Origin of the sequence: Stenotrophomonas sp. ZAC14D2_NAIMI4_7, assembly GCF_003086675.1 — a bacterium.
GTDB lineage: Bacteria > Pseudomonadota > Gammaproteobacteria > Xanthomonadales > Xanthomonadaceae > Stenotrophomonas.
The window spans coordinates 2,268,358-2,281,670 of sequence record NZ_CP025995.1 but is presented as its reverse complement, the minus strand read 5'-3'; the positions used below and the strand labels follow the sequence as shown (position 1 = coordinate 2,281,670).

The 13,313-nt window shown below is 66.9% G+C and carries 11 protein-coding genes; 8 read left to right on the top strand and 3 right to left on the bottom strand.

From position 1 onward, the window contains the following. Positions 1 to 47 precede the first annotated feature (47 nt). Positions 48 to 698 carry a TetR/AcrR family transcriptional regulator gene (locus C1922_RS10500; RefSeq protein WP_108749694.1) on the bottom strand — a complete coding sequence of 217 codons (651 nt, stop codon included), beginning with the start codon at positions 696 to 698 and terminating at the stop codon, positions 48 to 50. A 330-nt stretch (positions 699 to 1,028) separates the two neighbouring features. On the opposite strand from C1922_RS10500, the gene C1922_RS10495 reads away from it, so the two are divergent. The 5 genes from C1922_RS10495 to C1922_RS10475 all read left to right on the top strand — a co-directional run bounded on the left by C1922_RS10495 (position 1,029) and on the right by C1922_RS10475 (position 9,092). Further along, complete coding sequence (locus tag C1922_RS10495) at positions 1,029 to 3,143, top strand: TonB-dependent siderophore receptor (RefSeq protein WP_234413280.1); 2,115 nt, start codon at positions 1,029 to 1,031, stop codon at positions 3,141 to 3,143. Positions 3,144 to 3,310: 167 nt separating this feature from the next. Continuing rightward, a complete protein-coding gene (locus tag C1922_RS10490; RefSeq protein WP_108749692.1) occupies positions 3,311 to 4,108 on the top strand; it encodes a DUF4198 domain-containing protein in 798 nt (265 codons plus the stop codon). Between the two features lie 30 nt (positions 4,109 to 4,138). Further along, complete coding sequence (locus C1922_RS10485) at positions 4,139 to 5,044, top strand: EF-hand domain-containing protein (RefSeq protein ID WP_108749691.1); 906 nt, start codon at positions 4,139 to 4,141, stop codon at positions 5,042 to 5,044. A 69-nt stretch (positions 5,045 to 5,113) separates the two neighbouring features. Further along, a complete protein-coding gene (locus C1922_RS10480) occupies positions 5,114 to 6,574 on the top strand; it encodes a DUF2271 domain-containing protein (RefSeq protein WP_108749690.1) in 1,461 nt (486 codons plus the stop codon). A gap of 148 nt (positions 6,575 to 6,722) precedes the next feature. Then, complete coding sequence (locus C1922_RS10475) at positions 6,723 to 9,092, top strand: TonB-dependent hemoglobin/transferrin/lactoferrin family receptor (protein WP_108749689.1); 2,370 nt, start codon at positions 6,723 to 6,725, stop codon at positions 9,090 to 9,092. A gap of 127 nt (positions 9,093 to 9,219) precedes the next feature. Here the strand turns inward: C1922_RS10475 and C1922_RS10470 are convergent, their stop codons facing one another. Further along, on the bottom strand, positions 9,220 to 9,903 hold the full coding sequence (locus C1922_RS10470; RefSeq protein ID WP_108749688.1) for a type 1 glutamine amidotransferase domain-containing protein: 684 nt from the start codon (positions 9,901 to 9,903) through the stop codon (positions 9,220 to 9,222). 137 nt (positions 9,904 to 10,040) lie between these two features. Between C1922_RS10470 and C1922_RS10465 the strand changes: the two genes are divergently transcribed. Beyond that, on the top strand, positions 10,041 to 10,610 hold the full coding sequence (locus tag C1922_RS10465) for a DUF998 domain-containing protein (protein WP_108749687.1): 570 nt from the start codon (positions 10,041 to 10,043) through the stop codon (positions 10,608 to 10,610). A gap of 17 nt (positions 10,611 to 10,627) precedes the next feature. Here C1922_RS10465 and C1922_RS10460 read toward each other — a convergent pair whose 3' ends face one another. Further along, positions 10,628 to 11,095, bottom strand: a complete 468-nt coding sequence (locus C1922_RS10460; protein ID WP_108749686.1) for a MarR family transcriptional regulator — start codon at positions 11,093 to 11,095, stop codon at positions 10,628 to 10,630. Positions 11,096 to 11,140: 45 nt separating this feature from the next. Here C1922_RS10460 and C1922_RS10455 point away from each other — a divergent pair, with 45 nt between their 5' ends. Continuing rightward, entirely contained in the window at positions 11,141 to 11,779 is a 639-nt protein-coding gene (locus C1922_RS10455; RefSeq protein ID WP_325051570.1) for a UbiX family flavin prenyltransferase, read from the top strand. Further along, positions 11,776 to 13,263: a UbiD family decarboxylase gene (locus C1922_RS10450; protein WP_108749684.1), complete on the top strand. Its 1,488-nt coding sequence runs from the start codon at positions 11,776 to 11,778 to the stop codon at positions 13,261 to 13,263. The genes C1922_RS10455 and C1922_RS10450 overlap by 4 nt, the downstream gene beginning before the upstream one ends. Positions 13,264 to 13,313: the final 50 nt, after the last annotated feature.

Sequence of the window (13,313 nt, the reverse complement as noted above, 5' to 3'; positions counted from 1 at the left end):
CCATGCTAGAACACGCGCGTAAGCGCGGGATGAATCACCGCCGCACCTCAGCCGCGGGCGGGCGGCAGCAGCGAGAGCGCCTGCAGATCGGCTTCACCACGCACGATCTGCATCGCACCCAGCACGAGCGCATGCATGCCTTGGGCGAACTCGCGTTCGACTTCCGCCGCATCACGCGCGCGCTCATCGAACGACAGCCCATCTTCCCGCGTCCCGCCGTACAAGGTGTCGGCCGCGGCCACGCAATGGAAGGCCACGGTCGACAGCAGCCAGCGTGCCTGCGCCAGCGGCAGGCCATAGGCGGCCGCAACGGTCTGCTGGTGCGCGGCGATGCGAGCACTTATCGACGGCGAGGCTACCGAGCGGCGCAGCAGATGGGGGGCCAGGCCGGGGTTGGCGATCACCAGATCGCGCAGCGATGCGATGAAAGCGATCAGGTAACGCGGCAGGTCCTGCCCCTTGCCATCGTCGACCGGCGGCATGGTCCAGCCCTCGAAGATTGCATCGGCCACGGCAGCTTTCAGTGCTTCCAGGCTGGGGATGTGGTTGTACAGCGTCATATGGGTGACGCCCAGCTGCCCGGCCAGCCCAACGAAGGTCAGGTCACGCAGGCCCATGGCCATGCCGGCTTCGACGATGCGTGCATGGCTGAGTTTCCTCGGGCGCCCCCGCGCCGGGGCTTGCTGGCTGTCGGTCATCGATCTTCCATTGTTGCGGGCAGGGCCATTGGGCGCCGTCGCCGGCTGCCTTGACCATTTATTTTATAGCAATGATAATTAATCGCATCGCGCAGCACATCGCCTGCGCCAAAGCGTGATCGTAGCAATCGCGCCCACCTGCTCCCAGCCAGGCATCGGCCCAGCCAACAACCTCCGCCTGCACCAACGCACTCCCCCGTCGGGCTCCAAGCCACGGCGCAGGCTTCGTCATGCCCAGGAATACCGATGACGTCCGATGTCCGTTGCCTCCCTCCCTTGTACTGCGGGCGCGCAGGTGCAGCCAGCCCGCTGCGGTTCGCGCTCGCCGCCATGCTCGTGCTCCCGGCGCCCTCGGTGCTGGCCCAGGCCGTTGCCGCAGCCACCACCAGCGCACCCACGGTGTCGACCCTGGATTCGGTGAACGTGCGCGAGACCCGGGGTGTCACCGATCCCTACGCCGGCGGCCAGGTGGCCTCGGGCGGGCGCATGGGCCTGCTCGGCAACCGCGATTTCATGGAAACGCCGTTCAACACGATCAGCTATACCGAGGCGTACATCGCCGACCGGCAGGCGCGCGACATCACCTCGGTCATCGCCGCTGCCGACCCCACGGTGTTCACCAACAACGCCTCGGGCGCGTGGAGCGAGAACTATTCCATCCGCGGCTTCGCCTCCAGCACCACCGACATGACCGTGGACGGCATGTTCGGCATGGCGCCGTTCTACCGCACCTCCCCAGAGATGTTCGAGCGCATCGATGTGTTGAAGGGGCCCTCGGCACTGCTCAATGGCATGCCGCCGGGCGGCTCGGTCGGCGGCACCATCAACCTGATCCCCAAGCGCGCGGCCGATGCGCCGCTGACGCGGGTAAGCGCGGATTACAGCTCTGACGCTCAGTTCGGTGGCCACGTGGATGTGGGCCGCCGCTTCGGCAACAGCAGGCAATGGGGCGTGCGCTTCAACGGTGTGTATCGTGACGGCGAAGGTGCCGTCCGCCACCAGGACAAAGGCTACCAGCTGGGCGCGCTCGCCCTGGACTGGCGCGGCGAGCGCAGCCGTGCATCGCTGGATGTCTACAGCGCCGAGGACCGCATCCACGGCCCCACCCGTGGCGTCAGCCTGGCGCCCGGCGTGGCCATACCGAAGCCGCCACGCGCGGACGTGCTGATCAACCCCGACTGGGGCAGGGTGGAGAGCCGCGACAAGGGCGCGATCGCCCGTGGCGAGTTCGACTTCAACGACCACGTGATGGGCTACGCGGCCTTCGGCGCCAGCGACACACGCTACAGCTACAACGGTGCCATCAGCGCCTTGGTGCTCAACGATGCCGGCGACTTCCGCACCACCGTGGCGCAGCTGGCGTTCCACACCCGCAAGCAGTCGGCCGATGTGGGTGTGCGCGCCGGTTTCAACACCGGGCCGGTCGGCCACCAGCTGGCCGCCAATGCCACCGCCTACCAGCACAAGCAGGATGACTACGGTCGCCGCAGCGTGCCTGAAGCGAGCTGGGTCACCAACCTCTATTCCCCGGTATGGAACGAGGCGCCGCCGTTCATCACCCCGCACATCATGCAGACCGAGGTGAAGCTGCGCAGCATCGGTGTGGCCGACACGATGGGCTTTGCCGGTGATCGCCTGCAGCTGACCCTGGGCGTGCGCCGGCAGCAGGTGCAGAGCGATGCGTTCGACATCAGTACCGGCGCACTGTCCTCGCGTTACAAGCAGAGCGCCACCACGCCGGCGGCAGCGATACTGTTCAAGCTGGGCCGCAGGGTTTCGCTGTATGCCAACAGTATCGAGGGCCTCAGCCAGGGCGCCACTGCACCCACCACCGCAGCCAATGCGGGTGAAGTGTTCCCGCCATTCAAGACGAAGCAGGCGGAGCTGGGGCTGAAACTCGATGCCGGCCGCTTCGCGCATTCGTTCAGCCTGTTCCAGATCAAGCGGCCCAGCGGCTTCACCGATCCGGTGTCGAACCTCTATTCCTTCGGCGGCGAACAGCGCAACCGGGGCGCGGATTGGAGCTTCTTCGGTTCACCGCTGGACGGCGTGCGCCTGATGGGCGGCGTGGCCTATGTGCAGCCCAAGCTGACCCGTACCCAGAGCGGCATCAACCAGGGCAAGCTGGCCACCGGCCTGCCCAGACTGCAGGGCAAGCTGGGCGCCGAGTGGGATCTGCCGATGCTGGAAGGTGCCAGCATCAACGCCGGCGTCACCTCCATGTCGAAGCAGTTCATCAGTGCCGACAATACCCAGTGGGTAGCGGGCCATACCGTGTACGACTTGGGAGCGCGTTACAGCACGCAGATCTCTGGGCGGCCGCTGACCCTGCGCGGCACGATCAACAACCTGACAAACAAGGCGTACTGGGGCCAGCCGCTGCTGTCCAGCCTGGCGCTGGGTGCACCGCGGACGTACACGTTGTCGGCGACCCTCGATTTCTGATGGGTAGGACCCCCTCCGGCATGCGCGTTGTGCCGGAGGGGATGCATCAACGACACATTTCGCAAGATTTCACTAATTGATAACCATTCTGAATTGGCATAGCATTCCGTCCGCCAGCCCCGGACCTTCGTCTCGCCAGCGCCCACGCTCCCCGACACGAAGGCCCCATGAAGACTCTTTCCCTGCTTGCCGGCGCCGCGCTGGCGCTGGCTGCATCCCTGCCGGCTCACGCCCACACGCCGTACCTGTCGTCCAGCACCTATGCGCCGCGTGCGGGGCAGACGGTGGCGCTGGACGCCGCGTTCGCCGAAGTCTTCTTCGTGCCCGAAACCGCGTTCGACGATAGCCAGTTCAGCGTAACCGGCCCGGACGGCAGGACCACCGCGCTGCCTGCGCAGGTGATGAAGACCCGCACCGTGGCCGAGTACACGCTGCCGGCTGGCGCCGGCACCTACCGCCTGAGCACCGGCCAACGTCTGGGCGCACAGTTCCGCACGTGGGAGATCAATGGCAAGCGTGAAAGCTCGCGCGATCCGACGGTAAAGATTCCGGCCGGAGCCAAGGTCATTTCCGATTTCCAGTCGCGCACGCTGGCCGAGACCTACGTGACGGCCGGCAACCCCGACCGTGCCGCGCTGGCGCCGCACAACCAGGGCATCGAGCTGGTGCCGGTCACCCATCCCAATGATCTGTACGTGGGCGAGGCGTTCGAGTTCATTGCCCAGTACGACGGCGCGCCGCTGGCCAACCAGAAGATCGAGATCACCGAAGCGGTCTGGAGCAGTGACCGCACACCGCAGGTGGTGACCGTTACCACCGACGCCAAGGGCCATGGAAGGTTCCCGCTGACAGCTGCCGGCACCTGGATTGCGCTGACCCGCCACCGCACGGCCGCGCCGGCCGGGGCCGCGGTGGCCGAGTACAGCAACAGTTACACGCTCAGCTTCCGCGTGCTGAACCCCTGATCCCTTCCATCGTTCGTTCCTGAGGTCACCATGAAGATCACCCTGCTTGCCAGTGCGTGCGCGTGCACGCTGCTGCTGTCGTCCGCTGTCCACGCCCAGACCGCACCGCGCCCGCTGGTCGGCGGCCACGGCAACAATGTCACCGCGTTCATCGCCGAACATGATGACAACGCCGACGGCAAGGTCACCTGGGCCGAGTTCGAGGCGTTCCGGCGCGCCCGTTTCGATGCCACCGACAGCAACAAGAACGGCACCGTGGATGAAGACGAGTACGTGGCCGAGTTCGACCAGCGCATGACCGCCGAGATCGAACGCGAACGTGCCGGTCAGGTGGAACAGACCCGTGCCCGGTTCGCCGCACTGGATACCGACAAGGATGGCAGCGTGTCGCGTGCCGAGTTCGACGCCGCCGGTGAAAAGACCTGGCAGGGTGGGCAGAAGGCGCTGGCCAGCCGTGGCAAGGACAAGGCCGCGCCGGCCGCTGGTGGCACCGAGGCTCGCACCGCGGCCGGTGCGCAGCGCTTCGACAACCGCCGCAGCCGCCTGAACATGCCCACCAGCCACACCGCCGAAGGCTTCCTGGAGCTGTACGACGGCAATGGCGATGGCAAGGTGGACAAGGCCGAGTTCGACAAGGCCCGCGACGAACAGTTCGCGCGCACTGATCGCAACGGTGACGGCCGCCTGTCGCTGGACGAATACCTGGGCGAGTTCGAAGAGCGCCTGGACCGCCGCGCGGCCTCGCTCACCCAGGGCGATGATCGCCAGGTTCACGTGCGCTTCGGCGTGCTCGATGCCGACAAGAGCGGCGAAATGACCTTCGCCGAGTACCAGGTGTCGGGCAAGCGACTGTTCGACACCGCCGATCGCAACAAGGATGGCGTGGTCGATGCGACCGATGCGGCACTGCCGCCGCCGGCTGCGCCGCGCCGCTGAGTCCTGTGCGGGGCCCGTTGCCACGGGCCCCGTTGTTGCGGATATCCGCGCACTCCCGAGTTGCTTCCCATGTTCCGTCGTACCCCCCGCCTGCTGCTGGCCCTGGCCGCGTGCTGGCTTGCCGTGCCCGCGGCCGTGGCCGCACCGCAGACTTTCCATCGCGACGATGTGCTGGGTACCTCGCTGGATGTCAGCGTGGACGCCAGTGAGGCGCCTTCGCAGGCCGCGCTGCAGGCCGTGCTGGCCGAGACCGCGCGCCTGGACGGCGTGCTCAGCCGCTGGCGTGATGACAGCGAGTTGACCCGCTTCAACACGCGCAGCGGCGCGCAGGCGGTGTCGCCCGATCTGCGTGCGGTGCTGCAATTGTGCGAACACTGGCGGCAGCGCAGCGAGGGCATCTTCAGTTGCCGGCTGGGTCGGGTGGCCGAGCGCTGGCGGCAGGCCGCGACCAGCGGCGTGCTGCCGCCGCGCGATGAACTGCGTGCGTTGGCATCGGCCGCGGCACAGGCCGAGTTCGAGCTGGCGCGCAATGGTGCGCTGACCCGCCCCGAGGCGGTGGTGTTCGACGTGGATGGCGTGGCCAAGGGCTATATCCTGGACCGGGCGCTGGAAGTGGCGCGCAAGGCCGCACCGGTAGCGCGTGCCATCAAGATCGATATCGGTGGTGATGCGCGCTACTGGCAGGCCGCCGGCGAGACCGCGCCGTGGCAGGTCGAGGTGGCCGATGCGCGCCGCCCGCGGGATAACGGCACCCCCCTGGCCACGCTGGCCCTGCGCGACGGCGCGACTGCCGGCAGTGGCCATGCCACGCGCGGCTACACCGTGGGCCGCCGCCACTACAGCCACATCCTGGACCCGTTCTCGGGCTGGCCCATGCAGTTCGCGCCCGCCGCGACCGTGGTGGCGCCCGACGCGGCCAGCGCCGATGTGCTGGCCACCGCGCTGTCGGTCATGCCGATCCGCGATGGGCTGGCCCTGGCCGATGCATTGCCGGACGTCGCCGCATTTGTGTTGAGTGATACCGGCATTCCGTTCGTATCGCAGCGCTGGCCGGCGCTGCTTGCCGACACTGCGCCACGCGCCGAGAGTATTGAGCGGTTGGTGGTGGACTACCAGATTCCGCAGATCGCGGCCGAGCGCTACTTCGCGCCGTACCTGGCGCTGTGGGTGACCACGGTCGACGGCACGCCGGTGCGCCAGCTGCTCGTGTTGGGCACGCGTTCGCGCTACCTGCAGTCGCTGCCGCAGTGGTGGCGGCGCTATGGCCGCGACGATCTGCCCGCCATCCAGGGCATCGCGCGGCCCACGCGCTTGCCGGGCGAATACTCGCTGGCCTGGGATGGGCGCGACGACCGTGGCCAGACCGTCGCCGATGGCGAGTACCTGCTGCAGGTCGAGGCCGCGCGCCAGGCCGGTGGGCATGAGTTTTTGTCACTGCCGTTCACGCTGAAACAGGGCAGGGCGCTGGACAGCCAGCACCGTGGCCAGAGCGAGATCGGCCCGCTCAGTCTGCACCTGACCGGGCGCTAGCCGCGGTCCTGCTCCTACCCCGAACGCTCAGTACCCCTTCCCAGCAACGCACGCAACGCCATCGCGATGGCGCCCCGCAGCCAGGAAACCACCGCCGCTCCAACCGGAGCGACGGAACGCCCCTTTCCACCCCTCTGCGGAGTCATCCATGCAACTTTCACCTTCCCTGCTTGCGCTGGCGGTAGCCACCAGCCTCTCGCTTCCCGTTGTTTCCCGTGCGGCCGCTGCCGATGCGGACAGCACCCTGGATACCATCCAGGTGACCGAAACCCGCAAGAAATCCGACAACCAGAACGTCACCACACTTTCGGCCAAGACCCTGCAGCAGCAGGGTGCGCAGAGCATGGAAGACGCCATCCGCTACGTGCCCGGCGTGGAGATGGTCGATCTGGGTCGCGCCGGCTTCAATGGTTTCAACATCCGTGGCCTGGAATCGGATCGCGTGGCCATCACCCTGGACGGCCTCAGCTTCCCGCAGAGCATGGACCCGGGCACCTACCAGCCCTATGAATTCTTCCGTTCCGGTCGCGGCAGCGTCGACCTGGAGGCGGTGAAGAGCGTGGAGATCATCAAGGGTGCCGATGCGATCACCGCCGGCAGCGGCGCGCTCAGCGGCGCGGTCATGTTCACCACCAAGGACCCGTCCGACTTCCTGAAGGCCAGCGGCAACGACAGCTTTGGTTCGGTGAAGTACGGCTACACCGGCTCCAGCGATGAGAACATGGGGTCGCTGACCTTCGCCAACCGCACCGGTCGTGTCGAATCGCTGCTGGTGTACACCAAGCGCGATGGCCACGAAACCGAATCGTGGTACGACACCACCCGGGCCCAGCTGGGCCCGGACCGCCGCACGCCGGACCCGGTGGACCGCGAGAGCGACAACCTGCTGGCCAAGGTCAACTTCCTGGCCACCGACACGCAGGCGCTGGGCATCGTCTACGAGCGCGCCCGCGCGACCAATGACGTGGACAACTGGACCCGCAGCGATGGCGTGGGCTCGTACTACTTCCGCAGCGCCGAAGACCGCGGTGACCGCGACCGCTACGGCCTGAAGTACACCTGGCGCGCCAACAACGCGCTGTTCGACAGCCTGGAAGCCACCGCCGACCACCAGAAGAACTACATCCAGGGCCAGACCAACGTGCTGGTGGCCAACGGCACGGCGGCCACCTATGGCACGCGCTGCTCGGTGGCCGCACCGTGTGCGCGCCAGGAAGACCGCTGGGATACGCAGAAGCGCAACCGCGTGGCGCTGGATTTCGACAAGAGCATCGAAGCCGGTGGCGTGCGCCACGACCTGGTATACGGCGCAGCGTGGCAGCAGGCGAAGATCCACTGGAACTCCGTGGATTCGCGCTGGGGCAACGATGGTTCGCTGTTCACCCGCGATACCGACCCGTCGCTGTGGCCAGACACCAAGGAAACCGACCTGACCGCCTACGTGCGTGACCGCGTGCGCCTGCTGGATGATCGCCTGAGCCTGACCGGTGGCCTGCGCTACGACAGCTACAAGTACACCCCGGAAACGTCCGCCGGTGGCAACGGTGACTCTGGTTATGTCGATGACGGCGGCAGCGTGGGCACCTCGAAGTTCGCCGCGCCGACCTGGAACCTGGGCGCCGAGTTCAAGTTCACCGATGCCCAGTCGCTGTGGACCCAGGTGGGCCGTGGTTTCCGCGCACCCGGTGTGAACGACATGTACGGCACCTCGTCCACGACCGAAGTCACCCGGGTGTCCGATGGCGCCACGGTCACCGTGCCCGACGGCAAGAGCAACCCGGACCTGGACGCCGAGCGCAGCCTGAACCTGGAACTGGGCTGGCGCTACCAGAGTGATCGCCTGCGCCTGGGCGTGTCGCTGTTCCGTGACAAGTACAGCAACTTCATCGACACCGCCCAGTTCGTCGGCGATGCCGGCACCCAGTACAGCACCACCGTGCGCGGCGTTACCACGGTCACCAATGGCTACACCTACACCATGCCGATCAACCGCGGCGAAGTGGTGGTGAAGGGCGTGGAGGCCGAGGGCCTGTGGTTGCTGGCCGACGACTGGCTGGCGCGCGTGGCCTATTCGTACAACGAAGGCACCGACAATGACGGCCGCCCGCTGGCCAGCATCATTCCGGCCAAGGCCGTGGCCGGGCTGACCTACAACGCCCCGTCGCGGCGCTGGAGCGTGACCGCCAATGTCACCCACCAGGACCGCAAGGACCCGTCCGATTACGGCCTTAGCGTGACCAACGCCAGCTACGGCGCCGAAGTGCTGCCGCTGTATGCCTACAAGGCGCGCGAGTACACCCTGCTGGACGTGTTCGGCAGCTACAGCATCACCCCGCGCATCCACCTGACCGCCGGTGTCTACAACGTGTTCAACAAGGAATACTACCTGTGGAACCGCGTGCGCACCGCCGGTGGCGGCACCGCGATCTTCCAGGGTGCCACCAGCTACGAAGGCATCGGCCGCTGGTCGCAGCCGGGCCGCAACGTGCGCTTCACCCTCAGCTACGACTTCCTGTAAGCCGGGCAGGCGTCAGATCCCTTTCCGCCAGGAAAGGGCTCTGACCCCATGGATGGCTCGCAGTAGATCCACGCCATGCGTGGATGCTCCGTGGGTTATCGCGAGCGTCAGTCGAGCAAGCTCGACTCTACCGGGCCGAGCCCAGGCGCAGCAGCTCCTTGGCAACCCATTCGGAGCTGGCCGGGTTCTGCCCGGTCACCAGCAGGCCGTCGGTCACGCCATGCGGTGCCCAATCCGCGCCCTTTTCATATGCAGCGCCCAGCGCGATCAGCGCGTCTTCCACCAGGAACGGCACGATATCGGTCAGCTCGACCGCCGCTTCCTCGCTGTTGGTGAAGCCCGTTACCTTGCGTCCCCTCACCAGGGGCGAACCGTCGGCCGCCTTTACATGGCGCAGCACGCCCGGCGCATGGCAGACGAATCCCACCGGCTTGCCCGCACGCTCGAAGGCTTCGATCAGCGCGATGGATGCCTTCGATTCGGCGAGGTCCCACAACGGCCCATGGCCGCCGGGATAGAACACCAGATCGAAATCTTCCTGCTTCACACTGTCCAGCTTCACGGTGCTGGCCAGCGCCTGCTGCGCCTTCGCATCGCCCTTGAAGCGTTCGGTCAGTGCGGTCTGGAAGTCCGGCAGGTCGCTCTTCGGGTCCAACGGTGGCTGGCCACCGGCGGGGGAGGCCAGGGTGATCTGCGCACCGGCATCGCTGAACACGTAGTACGGCGCAGCGAACTCCTCCAGCCAGAAGCCGGTCTTCTTGCCGGTGTCGCCCAGTTGATCATGCGACGTCAGAACCATCAGGACCTTCATGTAACGCTCCGCAGTGGGGTGGGGCAGCAGTATGCGCGCGACCGGGGATGCGGGGCGTCAACGGTGCGACGCTTTAAACCATCGGCAGGCCCATTGCATCCAAGCGCACCACACCCCAACTGGCAGACGTCTGGTCCATGCGCACCGTCACCCTGCGGCACCTATCGTTCGTCCCCCTTCTTGCCATGGGGGTGCTGGCCCTGGCGGGGCTGCTGGTGCCGGGCTATAGCACCCTCAGCCAGCACATGAGCGAGCTGGGGCTGCTGCCGGGGTGGCCGAGGTGGGTGGAGCGGTGCGCCGCCGTCGTCAGCGGCGCCGCGATCCTGGTATTCAGCGTGGCCTTGTTGTCCCACGGCAGCCGCTTCGCGTGCTCCGCGCTTACCTCGGCGCTGTTTGCCGCCTGCATGATCAGCAACGGGGTTTTCACTACGGGCAGCCCACTGCACGGGCTCTATGGCATCGGGATGTTCTCGGTGCTTACACCGTTGTTGTTCATCAGCGAGTACGGGCAGGCAGGTTCGGCGTGGCTGCGCGTTGCCTCGCGGACCGTTTCGCTTATCGGCGTGCTGTACCTGTGGATGATGGTGTGCGGGTTCGACCCGGCCGCCTACCGCGGGCTGACCCAGCGGCTGGCGGCACTGCCCGCGTTCGCGTGGTACGCGTTGGCAGCAATCGAACTTCGCTGCACAGGTCGCGCCTGGCGCTGAATCCGCCGCCGGCGAACTCAGCCATCAATCTCACGCACACCCGACAAACGACTCAACAGGTGGGTCAGCTGTGCCAACTCATCGGCGCTTAGATTGGCGGCCACCTGCGCATTGGCCGCACGCGCCTGCGGCACCGTCCCGGCCAGCGCCTTGCGGCCTTCGCTGGTGAGGGTGATCAACTTGCGCCTGCGGTTTTCCGGGTCGGCGCGCGCTTCCACCAGCTCGGCCTGCACCATTTTCTCCACCACATAGGTGCCGGTGGCCTTGTCGATGCCCACGCGGCTGCACAGGGTCTGCTGGTCGCAGGTCTCGAACTCGTCCAGCACGATCAGCGCCGCGTACTGCACCTGCGACAGCCCACTGACCACCTCGGCGCTCCAACAGGTGGCGGTGCGCTGCGCGGCACGGCGGATCAGGTGCATCAGCGATGTCGGCCCGTTCGGCCACAGCGGGGCGCCATCGATCAGATCGACTTCGTTCGTCATCGGTCCTGTTGACATTGTTTGAACACGAACAGTATCGTACTCCACATGGATAGTACGTGTTCAAACAATAGTTCGAGCGAGGCACAGCGGCCCGCGGCGGGCATGCGCCTGGTGGTGGGAATGACCGGCGCCACCGGCGCCATCCTGGGGGTGCGGTTCCTGCAGGCGCTGCATGCGCAGGGGGTGGAGATCCACCTGGTGGTATCCAAATGGGCGCGCGCGACTTTGCAGATGGAAACCGACTACAAGGTCGACCAGATCCTGGCGTTGGCCAGCAAGGTCTACAGCGAGCGCGACCAGGCCGCAGCGATCTCCAGCGGTTCCTTCCGTACCGATGGCATGGCGGTGGTTCCCTGCAGCATGAAAACGCTGGCCGCCATCCGCATGGGCTACGCCGACGAACTGGTGGCGCGCGCCGCCGACGTGACGCTGAAAGAGCGCCGCCGCCTGTTGCTGGTGCCGCGCGAAGCGCCGCTCAATGCCATCCACCTGGACAACATGCTGGCCCTCACCCATGCCGGCGCGCAGATGCTGCCGCCCATGCCGGCCTTCTACAACCGCCCCGAATCGGTGGACGACATCGTCAACCACATCGTCTCGCGCCTGCTGGACCAGTTCGGGCTGGACAACACGCTCACTCGCCGCTGGAACGGGGCGCGCACGCTTACCAAGGAGACACCATGACCCACTACAAAGACCTTCGCAGCTATCTGGACGCGCTGGATGCCATTGGTGACCTGGCCCACATCACCCGCGAAGTGGACGGCGACATGGAGCCGGGTGCGATTACCCGCCTGGCCTGCGAAACCGATGCGCCGGCCCCGCTGATGGAAAACATCGGTGGCGTTGCGCCGGGCTTCCGCATCCTGGGGGCGCCGGCAGCGCGGTCGTCGCGCAAGGACATGCCCTATGCACGCGTCGCGCTGTCGCTGGGCCTGCCGCCGGAATCCACCGTGCCGCAGATTGTCGATGCGCTGCTGGCCAACCGCGGGCGCCCCGGCATCAAGCCGGTGCGCGTGGACGCGGCCAGCGCGCCCAGCCGCCAGCACATCCTGCGCGGCGAAGACGCCAACCTGGACCGCTTCCCGATTCCCTTCGCCCACGACAGCGATGGCGGGCGTTACGCCAATACCTGGGGCATGCTGATCGCCCGCACGCCGGACGGGCGCTGGACCAACTGGTCGATCGCACGGGTGATGAAGGTGGACGGCAAGCGCATGGCCGGGCTGATGGTGCCCAGCCAGCACATCGGCCAGATCTGGGGCGAGTGGGTGAAGCTGGGCAAGCCGATGCCCTACGCGCTGGTGCAGGGTGTGGCGCCGGCCATTGCCTGTGCGGCGGGCATTCCGATTCCGGCCGACGTGGACGAGGCCGATTATGTGGGCGCGCTGTGGGGCGAGGGCATCGAAGTGGTGCCGGGCCTGAGCGTGGACCTGGACGTGCCGGCCCATGCCGAGGTGGTGATCGAAGGCCACGTGTCGATCGAGCGCGATTGCCCGGAAGGCCCTTACGGCGAGTACTCCGGCTATCTGGGCAGCGAATCGTCCATGCAGCCCACCTTCCATGTGGAAGCGATCAGCTACCGTGACGATCCGATCTGGCCGCTGGTGGTGGCTGGCCGGCCGGCCGATGAATCGCACACGATCTGGGCGATGGGCATGGCCGCCGATGCCATGGCACTGCTGCGCGCGGCCGGGCTGCCGGTCACCACGGCGTGGGCGCCGGAAGAATCGGCGGTGCACTGGTTCGTGGTGGTGGTGCCCAACCACTGGCGCGATCTGCTGCCCGACACCACCACCGAGCAGTTCGCGCGCCGGGTAGGCGAGGTGCTGTTCTCGGCCAGCTCGCTGGTCTTCATCCCCAAGATCTTCCTGGTGGACGAGGACATCGATCCCACGAAGATCGCCGATGTGGCGTGGGCGCTGGCCACACGCGTGCACCCGCAGCGCCGCCAGGTGGTGTTCCCGGATGCGCGCGTGGTCTCGCTGGCGCACTGCTACGAAGACGACGAGTACGAAAGCGGCCGCGGCCCCAAGGTGGTGTATGACACCCTGCAGCTGCCGATCGGCGCCGGCCGCATGCGCCATGCCTCGTTCGCCCAGGGCTACAGCGCGGAAGTGCGCGAGCGCGTCCTGGCGCATTGGGCCGACGACACCCGTACCGCGTGACTGAGGGTGCCGGCACCGTGCAAATTCGCGGTGCCGGCATCAGCGCCTGG

Bases quoted from the DNA above. Each gene is read 5' to 3' on its own strand.
- C1922_RS10485 (WP_108749691.1), top strand. From the start codon at position 4,139: ATGAAGATCACCCTGCTTGCCAGTGCGTGCGCGTGCACGCTGCTGCTG.
- C1922_RS10475 (WP_108749689.1), top strand. From the start codon at position 6,723: ATGCAACTTTCACCTTCCCTGCTTGCGCTGGCGGTAGCCACCAGCCTC.
- C1922_RS10460 (WP_108749686.1), bottom strand. From the start codon at position 11,095: ATGACGAACGAAGTCGATCTGATCGATGGCGCCCCGCTGTGGCCGAAC.
- C1922_RS10450 (WP_108749684.1), top strand. From the start codon at position 11,776: ATGACCCACTACAAAGACCTTCGCAGCTATCTGGACGCGCTGGATGCC.
- C1922_RS10480 (WP_108749690.1), top strand. From the start codon at position 5,114: ATGTTCCGTCGTACCCCCCGCCTGCTGCTGGCCCTGGCCGCGTGCTGG.
- C1922_RS10455 (WP_325051570.1), top strand. From the start codon at position 11,141: ATGGATAGTACGTGTTCAAACAATAGTTCGAGCGAGGCACAGCGGCCC.
- C1922_RS10465 (WP_108749687.1), top strand. From the start codon at position 10,041: ATGCGCACCGTCACCCTGCGGCACCTATCGTTCGTCCCCCTTCTTGCC.
- C1922_RS10470 (WP_108749688.1), bottom strand. From the start codon at position 9,903: ATGAAGGTCCTGATGGTTCTGACGTCGCATGATCAACTGGGCGACACC.
- C1922_RS10490 (WP_108749692.1), top strand. From the start codon at position 3,311: ATGAAGACTCTTTCCCTGCTTGCCGGCGCCGCGCTGGCGCTGGCTGCA.
- C1922_RS10500 (WP_108749694.1), bottom strand. From the start codon at position 698: ATGACCGACAGCCAGCAAGCCCCGGCGCGGGGGCGCCCGAGGAAACTC.
- C1922_RS10495 (WP_234413280.1), top strand. From the start codon at position 1,029: ATGCTCGTGCTCCCGGCGCCCTCGGTGCTGGCCCAGGCCGTTGCCGCA.